The following is a 21,665-nucleotide window of genomic DNA, read 5'->3' as shown; positions in this document are numbered from 1 at the left end:
GCCTCCGTACAATCGCCGCGTTGTCGTTGAAGCTGTGCGGATCAAAGCGCAAAGTTTATCCATGAGAGAGATTGGGCCGTCGGGAGTATACAGATGCTAGTGCTCATCAAAGAAGAAATTAGGCTTCTGCAAGATCTAGAAAAAGGCGAGCGCACGATATCCGGAAACAGGAACCGTCAGGGACTCAGCCGGCTCATTGAAGCTGGTTATGTGACTGAACAATCACTCAACCTCTCGGATACGATCTACACCATCACTGCCCTCGGACGGACTGCGGTTCAAGCGGCAAAAGAGCATTGAGTTCAGCATTTTTTTAATCTTCCGCTCGTCTGAGCGCTATCTCAGATCTTATCCCAGAAGCTTTTTCCGCTTCGACTTCTTCTTCGCCTCGCGGCGGAAAACGCCGACGATCTCTATATGGGGCGAAAAGCGGAATTGGTCGATGGGATCGACGCTTTCGAGCTGATAGCCGCCCTCGCATAAAAGCGCGGCATCGCGCGCGAAGCTTCGCGCATAGCAGGAGACGTAGACTACGAGCGGAACCTCAGAGGCCGCGATGGCGCGGGCCTGCGGCTCGGCGCCGCCGCGCGGCGGATCGAAGACCAGCGCATCGAAGGTTTTGAGTTCATCCGCATTCAAGGGCCGCTTGAAGAGGTCGCGCTTTGCGACGGTCACCGCACGAAGGCGCGTGTCGGCGCGCGCCGCGCGATGCAATGCCGAGAGGGCAGGATGGTCGAGGTCGAAGGCATGGACCTCGGCCTTTTGGGCGAGGCGCAGCGCGAATGTGCCAAGCCCCGCGAAAAGATCGCCGACACGGCGGGCGTTTTGAAGCGCGTTTGCGACGCGGCTGGCTAAAATCTCTTCGCCTGCCAAAGTCGCCTGCAAAAAGGCACCGGGCGGTGGGCGCACATCCGTTTCGCCCATGGTGAGCAGCGGTTGCCGCCGCTCGATGATGATGATTCCATGGTTCGAGACGCGCGCGAGATCCATTTTCTCGGCGACTTCGACGAGCCATTGGGTGGTCGCATGATCGAGCGCGCCGCAGCCGCGAATATCGATGTCCAGACCCGACAGGGTCGCGGTGACGACAATGTCGAGCGGCTTTGCCAGCCGCGCCAACTCGTTGGCGAGGGCGCGGGCGGCCGGAAGCGCCTGATCCATCGACGGTGCCAGCACGGGGCAAGCCTCGATCTCGACGAGCTCATGCGCACGGGCCTGCATGAAGCCGACCTTCATGCCATCCGTCTTCATGCCGGTTTGCGGCGCGACGCGGGCGTGGAATGTCGCGCGGCGGCGGCCCTCGCCATGCGCATCGACGAGTTCGCCGACACGCTCGAAGGGAAGGTCCACATGCCGCAAGGCCTCGACGAGAAGCCCGCGCTTCCAGGCGCGATAGGGGGCATCGGCCAAGGCTTGCACGGCGCATCCGCCGCAAATTCCGTAATAGCGGCAGATGGCAGGGATACGATAGGGGCTCGGCGTCAGGATTTCAACAAGATGGCCGCGATCGCCATCGACCTCGGCGACGATGTTTTCGCCAGCCAGCGCATAGGGCACGAAGATCGCGCCGCGCGGCCCCTTGGCCCGGCCTTCGCCGCGATCGCCAAGCCGGTCGATCGTGAGTTTGGCGGCAAGATCCATGGTTCCGCTCTCGGGACTCATCGCGGCTCGGCCTTGCCACGCGCGCCTAAAAGATATTCGCAATTGCCGTCGCTGCCGGTGATCGGCGAGGGGATAAGGCCGATCACGCTCCAGCCCTGCGCTTCGACGCAGGCGGTAACATCAGCGCAAGCTTTCTCGCGGGCGTCGTCGGATTTCACGATGCCCTTGACGACTTGCGCCGGGCCGACCTCGAATTGCGGTTTGATCAGCGCAATGAGACAGGCATCCTCCGCTGCCAAGGGTAAGACGGCGGGCAAAACGAGCTTCAACGAAATGAAGCTGACATCGCAGGTGATGAGGCGGGGTGCCTGTGGAAAGAGGGCAGGCGAAAGCTTCCGCGCATCCAAGCCCTCATGCGCATCGACGCGTGGATCGCCCGCGAGCCTCATATGCAACTGGCCATGGCCGACATCGATGGCATGGACACGCACTGCGCCGCGATCGAGCAGGACATGGGTGAAGCCGCCGGTCGAAGCGCCGATATCGAGACAAACGAGGCCGCACGGATCAATGGCGAAAGCCTCGAGCGCGGCCGCGAGTTTGAGGCCGCCGCGCGAGACCCAAGGATAAGGCGCGCTCGCCTCTATTTCGGCAGAAGGGGCGATCGTCTCGGAAGCTTTGCGCAACACGCGTCCGTCGGCCGAAACATGCCCCGCCGCGATCGCTTCCTGCGCCTTGGCGCGACTTTCGAAAAAACCGCGCTCGACGAGCAGAAGATCGGCGCGCGTTCGCTGGTCCTCTCGTTTGACTGTCATCATGAGAGGCTTTTATCCGCTTTGGGCCGTGAGAGCGAGCCCGCGCGGATGAACGTGTTTTTGACGGTCTATGCCGGAAAGCAGCGGCCGAAGGCCAAGAGCAGACGTGGCGAGCCCTTGAGGCGGATGCGCCGCCTAAGCAGCGACCAGGGGAGGCTCGCCTCCTTTCGCAAGAAGCGCAGCCAGGTCTCGCTATCCGCGCTCACGCTGAGATCGGGCTTGCCCTCGTGCCCATCGGCGACGCGCAGCTCCTTGCCGGCGATCGTCACGGTCGCCGTCACATCTTCGCGGCCGGTGAAGGTGAAATGGTAGGTGGCATTGAGGCCCTTGGCCCTACCGCGCTGAAAGACCAGCGGCAGGCCGCGCAGAAACGCCCGCACCGAGGATTGCCGTCCGAGGCCGCTTGCGACGCGCTTGATCGGCTTATGCGGGAAATGCTGCGGCACATAGGTCTCGGCATCGGAGCCGGGCGTCACGTAGATCGTCTCCTTTTTGCTGCGCAGCGGCTCAACGAAATCATGCGTGAATTGCTTGCGGTCCTTGAGAAAAGGCCCGATCACATCTTCGCCGGCAGGGCAGACGGACAGGCAATAGGCGGCTTTGTAATTCGCACCGAACGACAGGCTCTGCCACATCGAGACGGACTCTGCGTCTGAAAACTTGTCTCGATAGGCCTTGGCGTTGCCGCTTTCTGCGATCGTCTCGACCCAATCGTTGAAGCCGCCCATGAACTCGCGATAATTATGCGTGTAGCAGGCCGAGAAATTGAACGCGCCATCCGGGGCGATCGCGCCGGTCGGGCAGGCCGCGACGCAGAGCTTGCATTCAAGGCAAGGATTGTAATCGATGGGCTTGGCCGTGGCCGAAATCTCCGCGTCGACCAGCACTGTTCCGAGCAGGATGAAATTGCCGAATTTCGGATGAATGACATTGCGGTGAATGCCCATGCGGCCGAGGCCCGCTGCGACGGCGACAGGCTTATGCGAGACGACCCACATTTGGCCTGCGCCCCAGCGATCGGCCTCCATCGGAAAGCCCGTCGGCGCCCCGTTCAGCGCGCGGATGCCTGCCTCTTCCAGGACGGAAACAATGTGGCGCGCCACATCGTTGATCTCAACATTCGTATGATGAAATTCGACATTGGCGATCGAACGCTGAGGCGTCCTGATATTTTCGCGATTCATCTTGCAGACGAAGCTGATCAGGCTCTTCGTCGCCGGGAAGGCATCGAGAATCTCCTGTTTATGAGAGGCGATGTCGGGGCTACCGATCTCGACGAAGCCGACATCGTCGGCACCGGCATCGAGGCAGATTTTCCTGAGCCATGCGGCGTCCAAGATAGCAGGCGGTGAAGGCGCAAGTCCGGCCGCCGCGACCGCGTGGAAATGCTTCACCGTTGGATGTTCGGCAAGCTGCGCCATGCTTAGCTCCATGCTTGAAAATATATGTATATACAGATAATAATAATCGATCCGCGTCAAGACGGCACCGCCGCCTGTGGCGTCATAGGCCCAGTCAAACTGGCGTGATAAGAGATGCGTCCCTGCCGATCCGGCGCCAACCTTTGCTGCGAGCAAGATGAGCAAGCGGTCACCGATCGATGAAATTGCGAGCTGCACCTGCTTGCGGCTTCGCAAGGCGACGCGCCGGGTTACGCAGATCTATGACCAGATGCTTGCGCCTGCGGGATTGACCGTCGCGCAGTTCAGTCTTTTGGCGCGGCTGTGGCCGGAAGAAAGCCTGTCGATCGGGGAACTGGCAGAAGCCTTGGTCACCGATCCGACGACGTTGACGCGTAATTTGAAGCCGTTGATCGAGCGCGGGCTTTTGCAGGCCGTCAATGATGCCGAGGATCGCCGCCGCCGCATGATCGCGCTGACCGATGCGGGCCGCGCCATTATCCCGGTCGCCTATCCGCTATGGCGGAAAGCGCAGGAGCAGCTCGCTGAGCTGCTCGGGGCGCGCGACATCGCGAGCCTCAATAGCGCGCTCGACCGCTCGCTTGAGCGGCTGGCGCGCAACGACTGAGGCGTCAAACCAGGGCATCACTCTATATGAAAAGTCGAACCGACTTTTCAGGACGATGCTTCAGGCGATCTTGGTTTTCTTATTGTCCTGGCCAAGCGTTTCCAGAATCTTGGCGGTGATCGCCTTCGCGTCGAGGCCGGCCTTGGCATAGAGGATGTCGGGCTTATCCTGATCCAAGAAAAGATCCGGCAGGACCATGCTGCGAACCTTGAGCTGCCCGTCGAGCAACCCGTCCTCGGCAAGCTGGTGCAACACGAAAGAGCCGAAGCCGCCGACCGAGCCTTCCTCGATCGTGATCAGCACTTCGTGGTTGGTCGCAAGCTTGCGGATCAAGTCGCGATCGAGCGGCTTTGCAAAGCGCGCATCGGCGACGGTCGTCGAAATGCCGTAGGCGGCGAGATCTTCCGCCGCCCTCAGCGCCTCGGCGAGACGGGTGCCGAGCGACAGGATCGCGACCTTATTGCCTTCCCGGACGATGCGGCCCTTGCCGATATCGAGGATTTCGCCGTGTTCGGGCATGTCGATGCCGACACCCTCGCCGCGCGGGAAACGGAAGGCGATCGGGCCTGCATCATAGGCCGCAGCGGTTGCCACCATATGCACGAGCTCGGCTTCGTCTGCGGCTGCCATCACCACGAAATTCGGAAGAATGCCGAGATAGGACACATCGAACGATCCGGCATGGGTCGAGCCGTCGGCGCCGACGAGACCGGCGCGGTCGAGCGCGAAACGCACCGGCAAATTCTGGATCGCGACGTCATGCACGACCTGATCGTAGCCGCGCTGCAGGAAGGTCGAATAGATCGCGCAGAAGGGCTTGTAGCCTTCCGTCGCGAGGCCGGCGGCGAAAGTCACCGCATGTTGCTCGGCGATTCCGACATCGAAGGTGCGCGCCGGGAAGGCCTTGCCAAATGTATCGAGGCCCGTGCCGCCCGGCATGGCGGCGGTGATCGCCACGATCTTGTCGTCGCGCTCGGCTTCCTTGATGAGCGAATCCGCGAAAACCGCCGTATAGGACGGCGCGTTCGCCTTCGGCTTCACCTGCGTGCCGGTGAGAACATCGAAGGTATTGACGCCGTGATAGCGGTCGCTCGCGGCTTCCGCCGGGCCATAGCCTTTGCCCTTTTGCGTGACGACATGGACCAGGATCGGGCCGCCTTCGGCATCGCGCACGTTTTTCAGAACGGGCAGGAGATGATCGAGATTATGACCGTCGATCGGGCCGACATAATAGAAGCCGAGCTCTTCGAACATCGTGCCGCCCGACCAGAAATTACGGGCGAATTCCTCGGTCTTGCGGGCGCGGTCGTAGACGAATTTGGGCAGATGCTTGCCAAGCTGCTTGGCGGCTTCGCGCACCGTGCGATAGGTGCCGCCCGAAACGAGGCGTGCCAGATAAGCGGACAGCGCGCCGGCTGGCGGCGCGATCGACATTTCATTGTCGTTCAGGATTACGATGAGGCGCGAATGCATGGCGCCGGCATTGTTCATCGCTTCATAGGCCATACCGGCCGACATCGAGCCGTCGCCGATGACCGCGACGACATTGGACTTCTTTTCGGACAGCGTATTGGCGACGGCCATGCCGAGACCGGCCGAAATCGACGTCGAGGAATGGGCCGCGCCGAAAGGATCATATTCGCTCTCGGAGCGCTTGGTGAAGCCGGAGAGGCCGCCGCCTTTGCGCAAGGTGCGGATGCGGTCGCGCCGTCCGGTCAGGATCTTATGCGGATAGGTCTGGTGGCCGACGTCCCAGATCAGCCGGTCGCGCGGCGTGTCGAAGACATAATGAAGCGCGACCGTCAGCTCGACGACGCCGAGACCGGCGCCGAGATGTCCGCCGGTGACCGAGACGACATCGACGGTTTCGGTTCGCAGTTCTGCCGCGACTTGAGCGAGGTCCGATTCAGGCAGCAGCCGCAGATCGGCCGGCGTCAGGATCGTATCGAGAAGCGGGGTCTTCGAGTTCGAGGATGTCGTCACGTGAGCCTCTCCCAGGCGGTCCGGATCTTCGTCTTTACTGGAACGGGACGTGATCCGATCGCGTTTGATTTAAACTTGACGGCAAGTGACAATAAAGTCCGGCCTATGGTCCAAACTTCGGTCAATATCTAAGAAATTTGCAGGGAGCAAACTTTACCTCCTGCCAAAATGTCTCGAAATAGCCTCGGTAGGACCGTCAGTGCCCTGAAATTAGGATCACTCCCGCTGTCCGACCGCAAGAGAACCACGTTGTTTTACCGAGACCTGTGCCTTTGAGCACACAGTCTGAACCCCTAAATGACAGGGGACCCGCGCTTTCTGCGGTTATTCTTAACCGATCGGCGGTCTATACGTCCTAAAACCCAGGAACTATCCTCCCGCCGGCCTGTTATGGCAGAGCTTGCCGGGCCGGCCTTGCCTCCTCTCTGAGGGCTTTTAATGACTTATTCGCTCGATCCCATTCCGTTCCCGCATGATCCCGTCGCGCTCGAACGGCTCCGCCACCGTTGGGGCTGGATCGTCTTTTTCGGCGCCGTCGTGGCGCTTTTCGGGCTCGCGGCGCTGGTTCTGACCGTTTCGGCCACGATCGCTTCTGTCTTCATGATCGCGATTTTCATGATCGTCGCTGGCGGCGGCGAGATCGCCATGGGGATCACGTCGCGCGACTGGGGCCATTTCTTCCTTTGGATCATCGCCGGGCTTTTCTACATCGTGGCCGGAGCCTTCGCGCTGGCGCAGCCCTTCGTGGCGGCGGCCGTCTTCACGCTGGCACTCGGCATCGCCATGCTGGCGACGGGGCTGTTGCGCATCTATTTCGGCTTGAAGCTCGCGAAAGGCCTGCGCGGCCTCGTGATCCTCGCCGGCGTCGTCACATTTGTCGTCGGCGTTCTGATCGTCGCGAGCTGGCCATTAAACAGCCTTTTCATTTTGGGGATTTTGCTTGGGCTCGATCTCTTGTTTTGGGGATCGGGTTGGATCGCCTTCGGCCTTCGGCTGCGGACGGCGACTTAAGATCACGATGATTTTGGATTCATCCAAAATCATCGTGATCGATTCCAAAGATTAGAGCGGGATGCGGCCGCATCATATCAGGCCTGCCTGATATGATCATTTCAAGAGGCCCATCTCGGCTATCCTCATCCCGCTCGTGAGGCGACGCAGTTTAAGTTCGGCGATGATGGCGTCCTGAGGTGATACAATGAGTCAGTGGGTTTATTCGTTCGGCGGCGGCAAGGCCGAGGGCGCGAGCGGGATGCGCGATTTGCTCGGCGGCAAAGGCGCCAATCTCGCGGAAATGGCCAATCTCGGTCTGCCGGTTCCGCCGGGTTTTACGATCACGACCGAAGTCTGCACGTTTTTCTACGATCACGGAAAATCCTATCCTCCGGATCTCGCAGCGGCCGTCGAAGCGGCGCTGGTCGAGGTCGGACGCCTGACCGGCCGCAGCTTCGGCGATGAGCAAAATCCGCTTCTGGTTTCGGTGCGATCCGGTGCCCGCGCCTCCATGCCCGGCATGATGGACACGGTGCTTAATCTCGGTCTCAACGATGTGACCGTGCTGGCTCTCGCCAAAAGCGCCGGCGACGAGCGCTTCGCCTATGATTCCTATCGCCGCTTCATCCAGATGTATTCGAACGTCGTGCTCGGAATCGAGCATCATCATTTCGAAGACATTCTCGAACATTACAAAGAGACGAAGGGCTTCATCCTCGATACCGATCTCGCCGCCGAGGATTGGAAGAAGATCATCGTGGACTACAAGGCGAAGGTCGAGCATGCGCTCGGCAAGCCGTTTCCGCAGGATCCGAAAGAGCAGCTTTGGGGGGCTATCGGCGCCGTCTTCGGTTCCTGGATGACTGCGCGCGCGATCAGCTACCGCCGTCTGCACGACATTCCGGCGAGCTGGGGCACGGCGGTCAACGTGCAGGCCATGGTCTTCGGCAATATGGGCGAGACGTCGGCTACGGGCGTCGCCTTCACCCGCAGTCCCTCGACCGGCGCCAAGGAACTCTACGGCGAATTCCTCATCAATGCGCAAGGCGAAGATGTGGTCGCGGGCATCCGCACGCCACAAAATATCACCGAGGCTGCCAGGATCAATGCCGTCTCCGACAAACCGTCGATGGAAGTTCTGCTTCCGGAGGTTTTCGCCGAATTCATGCGGACCACGAACCTGCTCGAAAAGCATTACCGCGATATGCAGGACATGGAATTCACGGTCGAGCGCGGCAAGCTCTGGATGCTGCAGACCCGAACCGGCAAACGCACCGGCAAGGCGGCTTTGCGCATCGCTGTCGAAATGGCGAACGAAGGCTTGATTACACGGGATGAAGCTGTATCTCGCGTCGATCCGTCATCGCTCGATCAACTGCTGCATCCGATGATCGATCCGGAGGCGGCGCTGACGGTCGTCGCCAAAGGGCTTCCGGCCTCGCCCGGTGCTGCCTGCGGCGAGATCGTCTTCAACTCGGACGAGGCGGAGCAGATGAAAACCGCCGGCCGCAAGGCGATCCTCGTGCGGATCGAGACGAGTCCGGAGGACATCAACGGCATGCATGCCGCTGAAGGCATTCTCACAACGCGCGGCGGCATGACCTCGCATGCGGCGGTCGTCGCGCGCGGCATGGGCAAGCCTTGCGTGTCCGGCGCGGGTACGCTGCGCATCGATTATGAGAAAGGTACGATGACCGCCTCGGGCAAGGTCTTCAAGAAGGGCGACATGCTGACGATCGACGGTGGCACGGGGCAGGTTATCCAGGGCGCCGTGCAAATGCAGCAGCCGGAACTCTCAGGCGAATTCGGCACGCTCATGCAATGGGCGGATTCTGTGCGCCGCATGGGCGTGCGCGCCAATGCTGAGACGCCGGCCGATGCGCGTGCGGCGCGCAAGTTCGGCGCCGAAGGCATAGGCCTCAGCCGCACCGAACATATGTTCTTCGCGCCTGAACGCGTCGTCGCGGTGCGCGAGATGATCCTGGCCGACGATGAAGCCGGCCGCCGCGCCGCGCTCGCGAAGCTTCTGCCGATGCAGCGTTCGGATTTCGCCGAACTCTTCGAGATTATGGCGGGCCTGCCGGTGACGATCCGTCTGCTCGATCCGCCTCTGCACGAGTTCCTGCCGAAGACGGATGCGGAGATCGCGGAAGTCGCAGCGGACCTTGGCATCTCTCCCGATAAGCTGACGCGCCGTGCGAACGAGTTGCACGAATTCAACCCCATGCTGGGCTTCAGAGGCTGCCGTCTCGCGATTGCTTTTCCAGAGATCGCCGAAATGCAGGCCCGCGCGATCTTCGAAGGCGCATTGGAAGCGCAAAAGCGCACCGGCGAATTGACGAAGCCCGAAATCATGGTGCCGCTGATTGCGACCAAGGCCGAGTTCGATATCGTCAAAGCCAGTATCGACAAGATGGCGGAAGCGGTGCGCCAAGAGACGGGGCAGAGCGTGCCCTATATCGTCGGCACGATGATCGAACTTCCCCGCGCCTGCCTACGTGCAGGCGAGATCGCCGAGACAGCGGAGTTCTTTTCCTTCGGCACCAATGATCTGACCCAGACGGCGCTTGGAATCTCGCGCGACGACGCGGGCTCGTTCCTGGGCGCCTACACCGCCAAGGGCATTTTGCCGGCCGATCCGTTCGTTACGATCGATCAGGAAGGTGTCGGCGAATTGGTCAAGATCGGCATCGAGCGCGGCCGGAAGACAAGGCCGGATATCAAGCTCGGCATTTGCGGTGAGCATGGTGGCGATCCGGCGTCGATCGCCTTCTGCGAAAAAGTCGGTCTCACATATGTCTCGTGCTCGCCGTTTCGCGTGCCGATCGCAAGACTGGCTGCCGCGCAGGCAACGCTCCGCCTGAAGGCGGAGGGGCTGGCGTAAGTTTAAGCTTCTCTTCACCTTTATAGGAAGATTGCAGCTATTTGGTTCATTCTGAAACCATCCCGCTGAAAGCCAGGTAACCCGTCTTCAAGCTTAAGCCGCGATAACTTGCCATCAGACGATGACAAGACTGGACCGTGTCAAAAGCAACACGGTTCAAAGTCGACGGGGCGCATGATCTTCGTCCGGAAAGTCAGCGACTTTTCGGAAGATCATGCTCGGGCTTAAGGGGCTTTGGACGCGTATGGGTCGGTCGCGCATCGGTTGGGCCATGGGGGTTGTCGCGCCCTGGTGCCTCGGCATCGGCCTCGTCGTGTCGATTGCGGCCGATGCTGGCCAGGATGCGACCGTCAACGGATCCTTCGTGCCGATTGCCATCCGCGCGATCGAGGGCCCCGGCGTTCTGGTTCCACCGAATAGTGCTCCGCGCATCGGTGATCTTATCCATTATACGGGTACGGCGTCAGGCGCGGCCGAAGGCGGACTCGTACAGCAGGCGAGTCTGGTGCTCGGCACGGCCGACGATTTCAAACGCGTGTCCAACGAGAAAGAGCCGCGCGCCGATTTGAAAAATCATGCGCATGCGTTTCCGCAGATCGACCGCTCGCACAAAGGCGACCCGGTGGTTGGACTGCGTCCGACCTTCGACACGAAGTTGCGTCAATCAGGCGGTCTCGCATTGGTCCGTGCGACGGATTTGATCTTCAATCATGACGACACGTGGCCGACGAGCGGGTTTTCGCCGGCGGACGACGAGACCGCAGGCCCGGAAAGCGTCGAGACATTCGAGCCTTGGGCGGATGGCGAAAGCCCGACCAGGGCGCATTCGGCAATCGATGCGTCGCCGGGTCAAAAAGGTACGACAGGCCCGGCTATGGGTTCGACGCTGACGATGCGCCCCGCCGCCGTCAATGAGCGCTTGATGCAGGGCGCGACGCCTTCCGTGCGGCGCGCGACGGCCTTGGCTTCGACGACCCCGGCGCCGGCTGATTCGGTACCGGTCGAGATCGTGTCATTGCCGACGCAACCGCAGCAGCCTCATAATATGAGCGTGATGCCGCAAAGCGACCGGCCGAATTACGCCGCGCTGATCGATGAGGATAAAGCCGGCCACGAAAAGCGCTGCCTCGCCGAGGCGATTTATTTCGAAGCCCGCAGCGAACCGGAAGAAGGGCAGGCCGCCGTCGCGCAGGTCGTCTTGAACCGCGTGGCGAGCGGACTCTATCCTTCGACGATCTGCGGTGTCGTCTATCAAAACCGCAACCGCTACAATGCGTGCCAATTCTCCTTTGCCTGCGAAGGCAAGTCGTTGCGGGTCACCGACCAGGAGTCATGGCACACGGCGGTGCGCATCGCCGAAGCGGTCAGCGACGGCAAGACCTATGTCGCGGACGTCGGGGATTCGACGCATTACCATGCCAATTACGTCAGGCCGCGCTGGGCGCGAAGGCTCGAAAAAATGGATGTCATAGGACATCATATTTTCTACAAGCTGCGGCCAGGCCAAACCTGAGCCAAGTCCGAATTTCATGGCCGGCTTTTTAAAAGCGAATTTTCAAAGCCGGATTTTTAAAGTCCGCTCAGGATCTTCGGCGATTTGCGCGATTTCACGCGTCAAGCCGCGGGCTGCAACCTCGCGAAAAGCTGCATAATTGGCCGAGGATTGCCGCGTAACCTGCGCAGCCGTTTCAAATTTCGGTGTTTTGAATATTTCTGTCCGCTTTCTCGGCAGGGCCTTGCGATATTCGCTTGCCGCACGAGCGCAAAACGGCCATGTTCTTCGCGTTTCGTTCGCACGATCATCGCCTTGGGCTAAGGCCCGGGTGACTCTCCTGGGGAAAGGCTGTCGCGTGCAAATATCCAATTTCGCTTATCGGGATATTGGCGAGCTTCGGCGTTGCTTCGATTCACGGCGTTGGCTTTTGGCGGGATTGGCGCTCTCGGTCCTGGCGTGGCCTTTGTCGCCAGCTGAGGCGCGCGCGCGCGAAAGCCTCGCGGTCGCGACGCCGTTCGAAGTCGGCGCGAGCCCAGCCGGCAATTATCTCGCGGCGCTGGTTGCCGGAGCGGAACGCGATACCGTCGCCGCGGCGACCTTCTTTCGCGAGGCTCTGCGCTATGATCCGCGCAATGCGCAATTGATCGAGCGCGCCTTCGTCGCCGCGATTTCGAATGGCAATACTGCGGATGGTTTCGTGCTGGCCGACCGTTTGATCGGCCGCGATCCCAACAATGGCCTCGCCCATCTGGCGCTCGGCATCAAAGCGATCAAGGCCAAGCAATGGGTCTTGGCGCGCCAGCAGCTTGCCAAAAGCGGCGCCGGGCAGGAACGCGACGTCACCGCGACGCTGCTGACAGCCTGGACCTATGCGGGAAGCGGCGACACCAAGCAGGCACTTGCGCTCGTCGATAAGCTCAAGGATGAGAATTTCAGCATTTTCCGCGATTACCACAAAGGCTTGATCGCCGACATCGGCAATGACGTTCCGGAAGCGACGAAGCGGCTGACGGCCGCCTATAATGCCGACAAGAATACGCTGCGGCTGGTCGATGCCTATGCCCGTTTCAAGGCGAAGCACGGCGACCGCCAGGCCGCGATCGCGGCCTATGAAGCCTTCGACCAGATCCTGCCCAATCATCCGATCGTCGTAGCGGCCTTGGCCGATCTGCGCGCCGGCAAGCCGCTCGAGCCCTTTGTCAAGACGCCGGAGCAGGGCGCGGCGGAGGTTCTCTATGGCCTTGGTTCGGCGGGCGGCCGCCAGGGTGACGAACTTGCCGCGATGATCTATCTGCGGCTGTCGCTTTACCTCGCGCCGCAGAATGGCCTCGCCACCATTACTTTGGCGGATATTTACGAGCGCATCAAACAAAACGAGCAGGCGATCGACGTCTATAACACTGTCCCCGAAACGGATCCGCTGCGGACAACCGCCGACATCCAGACCGGCGAGATTCTTGAGGCGCTCGGTAGGACGGACGAGGCCGCGAAATATCTGAAAAACATCGTCGACGAACATCCAAAGGACGAGGATGCGCTCTCGGCACTCGGCAATCTACAGCGCTCGCGCAAGCAATTCGCCGAAGCCGCGGAGACTTACACGCGGGCGCTCAACGAAACCACGAAGCCGGAAAAGGCCCAATGGCCGCTCTATTATTTCCGCGGCATCAGCTATGAGCGGCAGAAAAAATGGCCACTGGCGGAAGCCGATTTCAAACATGCGCTTGAGCTTTATCCGGATCAGCCGCTTGTCCTGAACTATCTCGGTTATAGCTGGGTCGATCAGGGGATGAATCTCGACCAGGCCTTTTCCATGCTTCACAAAGCGGTCGAGCTGCGTTCGACGGACGGCTATATCGTCGACAGTCTCGGCTGGGCCTATTACAAACTCGGCCATTACGACGAAGCCGTGAAGGAACTCGAGCGCGCGATCGATTTGAAGCCGTCGGATCCCGTCATCAACGATCATCTGGGCGATGCCTATTGGCGCGTCGGGCGCAAGCTCGAAGCGCATTTCCAATGGAATCATGCCCGCGATCTTGGCCCGGAGCCGGATGACAAGGAGAAGATCCTCGATAAGATCGAGCATGGCCTGCCGGATGTGGAAAAGCCCGCCGCGGCCGATGCCGATCCTGGCAAGAACGGCGGATGAAAATCTTTGCTCTTGCTTGTCTTGACTTAAGTTCCCGTGGCTTTGCCTGAAGTTCTCTCGGAACGCGCGCCTGCGAAGATCAATCTGACCTTGCACGTGCTTGGCCGGCGCGCCGACGGCTGGCACGAGCTTGAAAGCCTCGTCGTCTTTTCGCGCAGCGGCGATCTCCTCACGCTGACGCCTGGGCCGGATCTCACCTTGGAAGTCTCCGGACCGGGTGCCGAGGCCGCCGGTACGAGCAGCGATAATCTCGTCTGCAAAGCCGCGCGCAATCTGGCAGTGCGGGTCGAAGGCCTGACGCTCGGCGCTTTTCGCCTGGAAAAATACCTGCCCGTGGCGGCCGGGATCGGCGGCGGATCATCCGATGCCGCGGCGGCGCTTCGCCTCCTCGCGCGGGCCAATCATCTGGCCTTGGACGATCCAAGGCTCATGGACGCCGCGCGTGCGACCGGCGCGGACGTGCCGGTCTGCCTCGCCGCGAAGGGCCGCATGATGGCGGGCTTCGGCGAAAAGCTCGGACCCGTGCTGAGCCTGCCGCCATTGATGTCCTTGATCGTCAATCCGCGGGTGCCGGTCGAGACAAAACAGGTTTTCGCGCGCATGAACGTCACGCCAGGCGCGGAGACGCATTTCGGCAAGCACCCTGAGATCGCAGAGGGTCTGCAGCCGGATGCGCTCTACAAGCTGCTGCGCAAAGGCCGCAACGATATGGAAGACGCGGCCTGTACGATCGCGCCCATCATTGGCGATGTGCTCGCCGTGCTCGCGGCTGCGCCCGGCTGCAAGCTCGCCCGCATGTCGGGGTCGGGCGCGACCTGTTTCGCGCTTTTTGCCGATTGCAAAGCGGCCGCGCGCGCCAAGAAAACGATTTTGAAGGCGCACCCGGATTGGTGGGTGAAGGTCAGCTTGTTAAACTGATGCTTTACATGAAGAGCGATTATCACCGCCCTTCATAAGCATGTGTTTTGAATCGCTTATTGCGAGGGCGCGCGTTCGAAGGCGCCGCTGATGATGAGCTCGACGTCGTCGCCCACGAGCGGCACATATTTGCTCACGCCGAACGCGCTGCGCTTTATCGTGCCATGAGCCTCAAAGCCTGTCGTATAGGCCTTGTCCATCGGGTTGATCCCCGAGCCGTTGAAGGTGACGTGAAGCACCAAGGGCTTGGTGACGCCGTGGAGCGTCAGATCGCCCAGAACATCGGCATGGCCCGTGCTGCTTGGCGTGACTTTGCGCGAGACGAAAGTTGCTGTCGGGAACTGCGCGGTATCGAGCCAATCGGCACCCTTGAGTTCGTCGTCGAGCTTCGAATTGACCGAAGAGACCGAGGCGACGGGGAGGCTCACGTCGAGCTTTGCCGCAGCCGGGTGCTTTGGATCGAGGACGAGCGTGCCGCTCACTCCGGCGAAATCCCCATACCAATAGGAAAAGCCCAGATGCGAGACTTTGAAGAGCACGCGGGTATGGATGGGCTCGACCTGAAAGGTGCCGGCTTCGACCGCTGCAGGATTTTTATTGGGCGCTGCGGGCGCCTGGGCGTTGGCCGCGCCGGCGAGCAGAAGAGCCATGCCTGTAGCGGCGAATGAAAGTCGCAATGTCATTTCGAGTGCCTCGTATCCGGCTGCCGGTAGCAGCATGCCGGACCGATCCATGGCAAATATCGAAACTTTGAAAAACTAGGATAGTTTTGAAACTTACTTTCAACTTATCAGAATAGTGAGTCCAAGGCAGATCCGCTTGGCTGACCGATCTAATGCGCGCGATCGATGCAGAAATCGACCACCTGATTGAGCGCGATCTTCCACTCCGAGGCGGGGAAAAGCTCGAGCGCATCGCGTGCCATCGCGCCATAATGCCGGGCCCGCTCGATCGTGTCTTCCAGGGCGCGGTGCTTGCGCAAAAGCGCGATCGCCGCCTCGAGATCGCTGTCTGCGATCTCGCCCTGTTCCAAAGTGCGCTGCCAGAAGGCGCGCTCGGCTTCTGAGCCGCGCCGGAAGGACAAAACGATCGGCAAGGTGATCTTGCCCTCGCGGAAATCGTCGCCGACATTCTTGCCGAGCGCGGACGAGGTCCCGCCATAATCCAAAGCGTCGTCGATGAGCTGAAAGGCGATGCCGAGATTCATGCCATAGCCGCGGCAGGCGGCGATTTCCGCCTTGGGGCGTTGCGCGAGCGTCGGCCCGACTTCGCAGGCCGCGCTGAACAGCGCCGCCGTCTTGGCGCGGATCACGGCCAGATAATCGTCTTCGCTCGTCTGCGTATCCTTGGCAGCAGCGAGTTGCATGACTTCGCCTTCGGCGATGATGGCCGCGGCGGAAGAGAGCACGTCGAGGCAGGCGAGCGAGCCAACTTCGACCATCATCTTGAAGGCCTGGCCGAGCAGGAAATCGCCGACGAGCACGCTGGCGCTATTGCCCCAAAGCATGCGCGCCGCGAGCCGGCCGCGCCGCAGATCGCTTTCGTCCACGACATCGTCGTGGAGAAGCGTTGCCGTATGCATGAATTCGACGCTGGCCGCGAGTTTCACATGGCCGGCGCCCGTGTAGCCGCAAAGACCGGCGGTCGCCAGCGTCAGCATCGGCCGCAATCTTTTGCCGCCCGAGGAAATGAGATGATTGGCGACGTCCGGCACCATCGTCACATGCGAGGCTGCGCGGGCAAGAATCGTTTGATTAACCCGTTCCATATCGGCCGAGACCAGACCCGAAAGCCCGTCGAACGAGGAGTCTTTGGCTTTTTCTTCGAGAGGGATCACAAGGCCCAAGACCGTACTCCGCTGCCACCAAGACCTCAGCCTTGGGATTGCCCGTCAGCCTGACCGCGCAACCCCTTGGGCCTCCGCCCGTCATGCACTTATAAAGCCTGGGCGAAAATCCAAAATAGGGCCCAAGACAGTCTTTTCTGCCCTTGATGGACTTTATGTGGCAAGCGGACCTTAAGAGGGGAGCTCGGCCTCGGCAACAAAGCCTGCGATCGCCCTTGCAGGACATTTTGCCCCATGCGAGCCTCAATCGGAAACAATGCGTTAGGCGTGGACACACGACTTTAGAGGGTGGAATGGTCGAACTTCTGCGGACCAACGATCTGGTATTGATCTCTCTGGTCGAGGCGATCCTTGCCGATGAAGGCATCGATATTTTCATTGCCGACGCCTTCATGAGCGCGCTCGAAGGATCGACAGGCTTCATGCCGCGCCGGGTTCTCGTGCATGAGGACCTCGAAAAAGAGGCGCGCAGCTTGCTCGAAGAGGCGGGCCTCGCCATGGAATTGCGGCGTGGCTGAACCATTGCCAGACCTCGCAGCAAGCCATGATGCCGAGGTCAGTTGCGATGCCATTCTGGGCGGCCGGCTCAGCCTCTATCAGCCGCGCAAGGGCCATCGGGCCGGAACGGACGCGGTGCTTCTCGCCGCGGCGGCGCCCCCGGATGCCGCGGGCCTCGTACTCGACGTCGGCGCGGGTGTCGGGACGGCCGGGCTGATCCTTGCGCTGCGCTGTCCGGCGGTCAGCCTTGGCCTTATCGAGAATGATCCCGTCGTCGCAAGGCTCGCCAAGGATAATCTGGCACTCAACGGCTTGGCGGGACGGGGCGTCGTCCGGGAAGCCGATATTTTCTCGGGCGCGAGCCGCCGCGCGGCCGGTCTCGCGCCTAGCGAAGCCAGCCTCGTTCTCACCAATCCGCCATTCGAGGATCCCGACCGCGCACGGGCTTCGCCGCATGCGGGAAAACGCAGCGCCCATCTTATGCCGGACGGCGGCGCCGAAATGCTGAGCGGTTGGATCAGAGCCTGTCTCGCGCTGCTGGCGCCGGGCGGCACGTTTTTGATGATCCATAGGCCGGAAGCCTTGCCCGCGATCCTCACAGCATGCGGTCAGCGGATCGGCGCCGTGACGGTCTTGCCCATTCATCCGCAGCGGGACAAAGCGGCCAATCGTATCCTTCTGCGCGGCAAGAAAGGCAGCCGGGCGCCTTTTGCCTTGGCACCGGCCCTGGTGCTGCAAGACCAGGGTCGCTTCACGCCGCCGGCCGATGCGATCCATCGCGGCGAGGCGCTGATCGACTGGTGAACCAAAGCGTTTTCGAGCGAAGTGGAGACCGGTTCGCGTGCAGAAAACGCGTCGAAAACAGAACCGAGGCTGCATGAAAAAGGCCGGTTCGTGAACCGGCCGAAACTTTATGAGCTATGCATGCCGCAAGGCAGGGCTCACCAGCGGTGCCAGCGATGCCAATAGTGATAGCGGTGCCAGCGATGCCAACGATGCCACCAGGTCTTTTCGATCTTCGGCGTCTCACCGGCCGACTGTTCGACAGCTTGTACGGCGGGGGCAGCTTGGGTCAGACCGGCAGGAGCCGCATTGGCGAGGCTCACCAGGCCAAAGGCTGTGCCAAGAAGGGTACTCGTAGTTAAAACGACTTTAAGACTCAAATTCATGTCTCACTCCTCCGGCCTAATGGCCTTTGCTCTCGTTTCCAGGTTGGGATTGTCGAGCGGAGCCCAATCCTCCCAAGAGCCATTTAGGGTATTCATCCTGGAAGACCAGCTAGCGGAGATTAGCAGAACCAAGCTTTATGTCATCACCATGAAGAGGAGGAGCCCGATTAACCTTTCCAATGTCGCTCAAGCGTCGTTACGGTTGAAATAAAGGCCCGTTCGCTACTGCAAAATGTTTGCTTTCAATCGAACCGAACGCGGCTTAGAGGATGATCGCCGCATGATCCTACCCAAAAAGTCTGCAACTTTTTGGGGTCATGCTCCAAAATACCGGACGTTGGTGTCGAATCAGTCCGGCGTTCTTAGGTCTTTTTAATCGCATCGGATTGGTCCGAAAACCGCTTCGCACTTTTCGGTCCGATGCTTTAGGTTGCCGCGCTTCGCCGGGCGCCGTGCCAAAAGCACCATCGCCCGGTCTGTTGGAATCAGGATCATCTATGTCCACATCCGTTGCCGCGCCTTTGGCGTCTCAAGGCTCTCTCGACCCGACACGGTCTTTCCAAGGTCTGATCCTGACCCTGCAAACCTTTTGGGCGGCACAAGGCTGCGTCATCCTGCAGCCCTATGACATGGAAGTGGGGGCGGGGACCTTTCATCCCGCGACGACCTTGCGCTCGCTCGGCCCCAAGCCCTGGCGCGCCGCCTATGTGCAGCCGTCGCGGCGGCCGAAGGACGGGCGCTATGGCGAGAACCCGAACCGTCTTCAGCATTATTATCAGTTTCAGGTCATCTTGAAGCCGTCGCCGGATAATCTGCAGGATCTTTATCTCGCCTCGCTGAAAGCGATCGGCATCGACCTGGGGTTGCACGACATCCGCTTCGTCGAAGACGATTGGGAAAGCCCGACGCTCGGCGCCTGGGGGCTCGGCTGGGAATGCTGGTGCGACGGCATGGAGGTTTCGCAATTCACTTACTTCCAGCAGGTCGCGGGCATCGAATGCGCGCCCGTGTCGGGCGAACTCACCTATGGGCTCGAACGCCTCGCCATGTATGTGCAGGGCGTCGAGAATATATTCGACATCAACTTCAACGGCTGCGAGGGCGACGCGCGCGTCAGCTACGGCGACGTGTTCAAACAGGCCGAGCAGGAATATTCGCGGCATAATTTCGAGGCCGCGAATGTCGAGACCTTATTCCAGCACTTCAAGGATGCCGAGGCCGAATGCCGTTCGCTCCTGATGAAGGGCGACAAAGGCAAGACGCATTTGATGGTGTTGCCGGCCTATGATCAATGCATCAAGGCCTCGCATATTTTCAACCTGCTCGACGCGCGGGGAGTCATCTCGGTGACGGAGCGCCAGAGCTACATCCTGCGCGTGCGTGATCTCGCCAAGGCCTGCGGCGCGGCGTGGCTGAAGACGGAAGGTGGGGGACGCGCTCCGTAATTTCTCGTTATTCGGCGGCAGCAGTACGCGTAAAGATACCCTAATTTCGCTATTCCCGTTCGATGCCATAGGGAATGACAATGCGTAGATGCTCGAGGGTTCTCGTATTTTTAGCGATGCTGACCTTTCCCGCGTTCGCCGATCCCGAAATTCCGCCAGGACAAGACGGTGGCCCCGATAAGCCGAAGCTGATCGAATACGGCAATTACTTCTTACCGGTTGCCAAGACCTTCGGTTGTAACGAATTCCGCTGGGCGGCCTATGGCGTAGGGAAACGATCCATGTCTTTGGAGTACGTGCCCGCGGGCGACGATATAAACAAATGGACCAGATTGATGACCGTGACAGTTTACGCGCTGCCGCAGCCAGCCGACGCGCAGCGCGATGCAATGATGAAGATACAAGCGAGCCTATTAGGAGGCTTCTCCAACGGAAAGATCGTCAGTGAAGTTACCTATACAGAGCAAAATGGTGATCCTCGACTATTCATTGAATATGAGATTGGTGAGGGACTCCAAAAGGAACATAACGCTGGAACATTCTTGCGATCTGGCAAAAGCAGCGCGGCGTTCGTTCAAATTCAATCGAGGGGTAAGGAGTTCGACGCCAAGGACGCTGCTAACATGAAGCTGTACGCGGAGAATCATTTGCAGCTATCCGGAAACTGACTGGTGCCCTAACAAGCACCGTCTCGTTCTCATCGTCACGCGGTGTCGGCTTTTTCCATCAGCCGAAACACCACCATCCCCCCGATCATTGCCGCGACGAAAATGAAAACCTCGTGCCGGCCAGATTGAAGCGCGGCGAGCGCTGGCCCCGGACAAAAGCCGATAAGGCCCCAGCCGATGCCGAAAAGCGTTGCGCCTGCGATCAGGCGGAAATCGATTTTGGTTTGCGTGGGCCCATGGAAGCTCTGCGCCAGGACCGGGGCCGCGCGCCTTCGGCCCAAGTAAAAGCCGAGCGCGGCGACGGGTATGGCGCCGGCCATGACGAAGGCGAGACTCGGGTCCCAGGTTCCCGTGACATCGAGGAAGTTCAGCACTTTTGCAGGATTGATCATCTGCGAAATGACGAGGCCCACGCCGAAGATGAGGCCGCTGATAAGCGCTGCGAGAATTGTCGGCATTTCGCTCACCCAATCACATGACGCATGATGAAAACCGTGACCGCTGCCGCCGCCATGAAGATCAGCGTCGCCGCGATCGATCGGGGAGAGAACCGAGCAATGCCGCAGACGCCATGCCCGCTAGTACAGCCATTTCCGAGTCTTGTCCCAAATCCGACGAGAAAGCCGCCAATCAGCAAAAGCGGGATCGAAGACGCGACCGTCAGCGGCGGCAGACGCCCGCCAGCCGCGGCATAAAGGGCAGGTGCGGCCACAAGCCCGGCGAGAAAAGCCAGCCGCCATGCGATCTCGCCTGGACGGAATGCCAGGAGGTTGCCGAGAATCCCGCTGATGCCCGCGATGCGGCCGTCGAGCAGAAACAGGATCAAAGCCGAAAACCCGATCAGGGCGCCCCCGAGCGCGGCCGAGAAAGGTGTGAATTCCGTCATAGCGCTCTCATGTTAAATCCACTAAATTTATGGACTTAACTTCGGCAAAGAGCAATGTCGCAGGCCTTTTCGTTTCTTTCGGCGGGATCGGCAGTTATAGACGGCGGTCGGCATTCCTTCTCCCCTTGCGGGAGAAGGTGGCCCGACGAAGTCGGGCCGGATGAGGGGTTATGATTTTTTATAACTCGCAGGGATTGTAACCCCTCACCCGGCCAGCTCCGCTGGCCACCCTCTCCCGCAAGGGGAGGGTTGGCGCGCCAGGTCCTTGCCCCTTAAAAGAATC

General features: G+C 60.4%; 20 protein-coding genes. 11 read left to right on the top strand and 9 right to left on the bottom strand.

The features are described from left to right. The first annotated feature begins 93 nt into the window (after window positions 1–93). Window positions 94–300 (top strand): hypothetical protein, encoded by a 207-nt coding sequence (locus A3OQ_RS0117005; protein WP_020176628.1) that lies wholly within the window; start codon window positions 94–96, stop codon window positions 298–300. A 48-nt stretch (window positions 301–348) separates the two neighbouring features. On the opposite strand, the gene A3OQ_RS0117000 is transcribed toward A3OQ_RS0117005, so the two are convergent. From A3OQ_RS0117000 to A3OQ_RS0116990, 3 genes are all read right to left on the bottom strand, one after another. Next, the gene (locus A3OQ_RS0117000; RefSeq protein WP_152428498.1) at window positions 349–1,662 is read right to left on the bottom strand and encodes a class I SAM-dependent RNA methyltransferase; all 1,314 of its coding nucleotides are present in this window, start codon (window positions 1,660–1,662) and stop codon (window positions 349–351) included. Continuing rightward, window positions 1,659–2,420, bottom strand: coding sequence for a TlyA family rRNA (cytidine-2'-O)-methyltransferase (locus tag A3OQ_RS0116995; RefSeq protein WP_020176626.1), 762 nt, complete (start codon window positions 2,418–2,420; stop codon window positions 1,659–1,661). Before A3OQ_RS0116995 ends, A3OQ_RS0117000 begins: the two co-directional genes overlap by 4 nt. 65 nt (window positions 2,421–2,485) lie before the next feature. Then, window positions 2,486–3,838, bottom strand: a complete 1,353-nt coding sequence (locus tag A3OQ_RS0116990) for an SCP2 sterol-binding domain-containing protein (RefSeq protein ID WP_026595947.1) — start codon at window positions 3,836–3,838, stop codon at window positions 2,486–2,488. A gap of 157 nt (window positions 3,839–3,995) precedes the next feature. Between A3OQ_RS0116990 and A3OQ_RS0116985 the strand changes: the two genes are divergently transcribed. Beyond that, window positions 3,996–4,445 carry a MarR family winged helix-turn-helix transcriptional regulator gene (locus tag A3OQ_RS0116985; protein ID WP_040580172.1) on the top strand — a complete coding sequence of 150 codons (450 nt, stop codon included), beginning with the start codon at window positions 3,996–3,998 and terminating at the stop codon, window positions 4,443–4,445. 60 nt (window positions 4,446–4,505) lie between these two features. Here A3OQ_RS0116985 and dxs read toward each other — a convergent pair whose 3' ends face one another. Next, window positions 4,506–6,428 carry a 1-deoxy-D-xylulose-5-phosphate synthase gene (gene dxs, locus A3OQ_RS0116980; protein ID WP_020176623.1) on the bottom strand — a complete coding sequence of 641 codons (1,923 nt, stop codon included), beginning with the start codon at window positions 6,426–6,428 and terminating at the stop codon, window positions 4,506–4,508. A gap of 438 nt (window positions 6,429–6,866) precedes the next feature. On the opposite strand from dxs, the gene A3OQ_RS0116975 reads away from it, so the two are divergent. The 5 genes from A3OQ_RS0116975 (at window position 6,867) to A3OQ_RS0116955 (ending at window position 14,870) form a co-directional block, all read left to right on the top strand. Further along, window positions 6,867–7,439 (top strand): HdeD family acid-resistance protein, encoded by a 573-nt coding sequence (locus A3OQ_RS0116975; protein WP_020176622.1) that lies wholly within the window; start codon window positions 6,867–6,869, stop codon window positions 7,437–7,439. Between the two features lie 187 nt (window positions 7,440–7,626). Beyond that, window positions 7,627–10,305, top strand: coding sequence for a pyruvate, phosphate dikinase (ppdK, locus tag A3OQ_RS0116970; RefSeq protein ID WP_020176621.1), 2,679 nt, complete (start codon window positions 7,627–7,629; stop codon window positions 10,303–10,305). 244 nt (window positions 10,306–10,549) lie between these two features. Then, the gene (locus tag A3OQ_RS0116965) at window positions 10,550–11,818 is read left to right on the top strand and encodes a cell wall hydrolase (protein WP_020176620.1); all 1,269 of its coding nucleotides are present in this window, start codon (window positions 10,550–10,552) and stop codon (window positions 11,816–11,818) included. Between the two features lie 445 nt (window positions 11,819–12,263). Continuing rightward, on the top strand, window positions 12,264–13,952 hold the full coding sequence (locus A3OQ_RS0116960; protein ID WP_244427174.1) for a tetratricopeptide repeat protein: 1,689 nt from the start codon (window positions 12,264–12,266) through the stop codon (window positions 13,950–13,952). A 36-nt stretch (window positions 13,953–13,988) separates the two neighbouring features. Beyond that, window positions 13,989–14,870 carry a 4-(cytidine 5'-diphospho)-2-C-methyl-D-erythritol kinase gene (locus A3OQ_RS0116955; RefSeq protein ID WP_020176617.1) on the top strand — a complete coding sequence of 294 codons (882 nt, stop codon included), beginning with the start codon at window positions 13,989–13,991 and terminating at the stop codon, window positions 14,868–14,870. 56 nt (window positions 14,871–14,926) lie between these two features. On the opposite strand, the gene A3OQ_RS0116950 is transcribed toward A3OQ_RS0116955, so the two are convergent. Together A3OQ_RS0116950 and A3OQ_RS0116945 are read right to left on the bottom strand one after the other, a co-directional pair. Beyond that, the gene (locus A3OQ_RS0116950; RefSeq protein WP_244427173.1) at window positions 14,927–15,589 is read right to left on the bottom strand and encodes a YceI family protein; all 663 of its coding nucleotides are present in this window, start codon (window positions 15,587–15,589) and stop codon (window positions 14,927–14,929) included. A 113-nt stretch (window positions 15,590–15,702) separates the two neighbouring features. Then, window positions 15,703–16,716, bottom strand: coding sequence for a polyprenyl synthetase family protein (locus A3OQ_RS0116945; protein ID WP_020176615.1), 1,014 nt, complete (start codon window positions 16,714–16,716; stop codon window positions 15,703–15,705). 293 nt (window positions 16,717–17,009) lie between these two features. Here A3OQ_RS0116945 and A3OQ_RS0116940 point away from each other — a divergent pair, with 293 nt between their 5' ends. Together A3OQ_RS0116940 and A3OQ_RS0116935 are read left to right on the top strand one after the other, a co-directional pair. Then, on the top strand, window positions 17,010–17,234 hold the full coding sequence (locus A3OQ_RS0116940) for a putative signal transducing protein (RefSeq protein WP_020176614.1): 225 nt from the start codon (window positions 17,010–17,012) through the stop codon (window positions 17,232–17,234). Further along, window positions 17,227–18,018, top strand: a complete 792-nt coding sequence (locus A3OQ_RS0116935; protein WP_020176613.1) for a tRNA1(Val) (adenine(37)-N6)-methyltransferase — start codon at window positions 17,227–17,229, stop codon at window positions 18,016–18,018. The genes A3OQ_RS0116940 and A3OQ_RS0116935 overlap by 8 nt, the downstream gene beginning before the upstream one ends. A 137-nt stretch (window positions 18,019–18,155) precedes the next feature. Here the strand turns inward: A3OQ_RS0116935 and A3OQ_RS24920 are convergent, their stop codons facing one another. Next, the gene (locus tag A3OQ_RS24920) at window positions 18,156–18,383 is read right to left on the bottom strand and encodes a hypothetical protein (protein ID WP_020176612.1); all 228 of its coding nucleotides are present in this window, start codon (window positions 18,381–18,383) and stop codon (window positions 18,156–18,158) included. A 497-nt stretch (window positions 18,384–18,880) separates the two neighbouring features. Here A3OQ_RS24920 and A3OQ_RS0116920 point away from each other — a divergent pair, with 497 nt between their 5' ends. Further along, entirely contained in the window at window positions 18,881–19,828 is a 948-nt protein-coding gene (locus A3OQ_RS0116920; RefSeq protein WP_020176610.1) for a glycine--tRNA ligase subunit alpha, read from the top strand. Between the two features lie 80 nt (window positions 19,829–19,908). Beyond that, complete coding sequence (locus A3OQ_RS0116915; protein WP_152428497.1) at window positions 19,909–20,496, top strand: hypothetical protein; 588 nt, start codon at window positions 19,909–19,911, stop codon at window positions 20,494–20,496. Between the two features lie 35 nt (window positions 20,497–20,531). Here A3OQ_RS0116915 and A3OQ_RS0116910 read toward each other — a convergent pair whose 3' ends face one another. Further along, entirely contained in the window at window positions 20,532–20,954 is a 423-nt protein-coding gene (locus A3OQ_RS0116910) for a YeeE/YedE family protein (protein WP_040580168.1), read from the bottom strand. Between the two features lie 5 nt (window positions 20,955–20,959). Next, window positions 20,960–21,382: a YeeE/YedE family protein gene (locus A3OQ_RS0116905; RefSeq protein WP_020176607.1), complete on the bottom strand. Its 423-nt coding sequence runs from the start codon at window positions 21,380–21,382 to the stop codon at window positions 20,960–20,962. Window positions 21,383–21,665: the final 283 nt, after the last annotated feature.

The organism is Methyloferula stellata AR4 (assembly GCF_000385335.1).
In the GTDB taxonomy this organism is placed as follows: Bacteria; Pseudomonadota; Alphaproteobacteria; order Rhizobiales; family Beijerinckiaceae; genus Methyloferula; species Methyloferula stellata.
The sequence above is the reverse complement of the archived record's forward strand: the minus strand, read 5'-3'. Positions and strand labels throughout refer to the sequence as shown.

Coding starts and splice junctions, on each gene's coding strand:
- A3OQ_RS0117005 (WP_020176628.1), top strand. CDS start 94: ATGCTAGTGCTCATCAAAGAAGAAATTAGGCTTCTGCAAGATCTAGAA.
- A3OQ_RS0117000 (WP_152428498.1), bottom strand. CDS start 1,662: ATGAGTCCCGAGAGCGGAACCATGGATCTTGCCGCCAAACTCACGATC.
- A3OQ_RS0116995 (WP_020176626.1), bottom strand. CDS start 2,420: ATGATGACAGTCAAACGAGAGGACCAGCGAACGCGCGCCGATCTTCTG.
- A3OQ_RS0116990 (WP_026595947.1), bottom strand. CDS start 3,838: ATGGCGCAGCTTGCCGAACATCCAACGGTGAAGCATTTCCACGCGGTC.
- A3OQ_RS0116985 (WP_040580172.1), top strand. CDS start 3,996: ATGAGCAAGCGGTCACCGATCGATGAAATTGCGAGCTGCACCTGCTTG.
- A3OQ_RS0116975 (WP_020176622.1), top strand. CDS start 6,867: ATGACTTATTCGCTCGATCCCATTCCGTTCCCGCATGATCCCGTCGCG.
- ppdK (WP_020176621.1), top strand. CDS start 7,627: ATGAGTCAGTGGGTTTATTCGTTCGGCGGCGGCAAGGCCGAGGGCGCG.
- A3OQ_RS0116965 (WP_020176620.1), top strand. CDS start 10,550: ATGGGTCGGTCGCGCATCGGTTGGGCCATGGGGGTTGTCGCGCCCTGG.
- A3OQ_RS0116950 (WP_244427173.1), bottom strand. CDS start 15,589: ATGCTGCTACCGGCAGCCGGATACGAGGCACTCGAAATGACATTGCGA.
- A3OQ_RS0116940 (WP_020176614.1), top strand. CDS start 17,010: ATGGTCGAACTTCTGCGGACCAACGATCTGGTATTGATCTCTCTGGTC.
- A3OQ_RS24920 (WP_020176612.1), bottom strand. CDS start 18,383: ATGAATTTGAGTCTTAAAGTCGTTTTAACTACGAGTACCCTTCTTGGC.
- A3OQ_RS0116920 (WP_020176610.1), top strand. CDS start 18,881: ATGTCCACATCCGTTGCCGCGCCTTTGGCGTCTCAAGGCTCTCTCGAC.
- A3OQ_RS0116915 (WP_152428497.1), top strand. CDS start 19,909: ATGCGTAGATGCTCGAGGGTTCTCGTATTTTTAGCGATGCTGACCTTT.
- A3OQ_RS0116910 (WP_040580168.1), bottom strand. CDS start 20,954: ATGCCGACAATTCTCGCAGCGCTTATCAGCGGCCTCATCTTCGGCGTG.
- A3OQ_RS0116905 (WP_020176607.1), bottom strand. CDS start 21,382: ATGACGGAATTCACACCTTTCTCGGCCGCGCTCGGGGGCGCCCTGATC.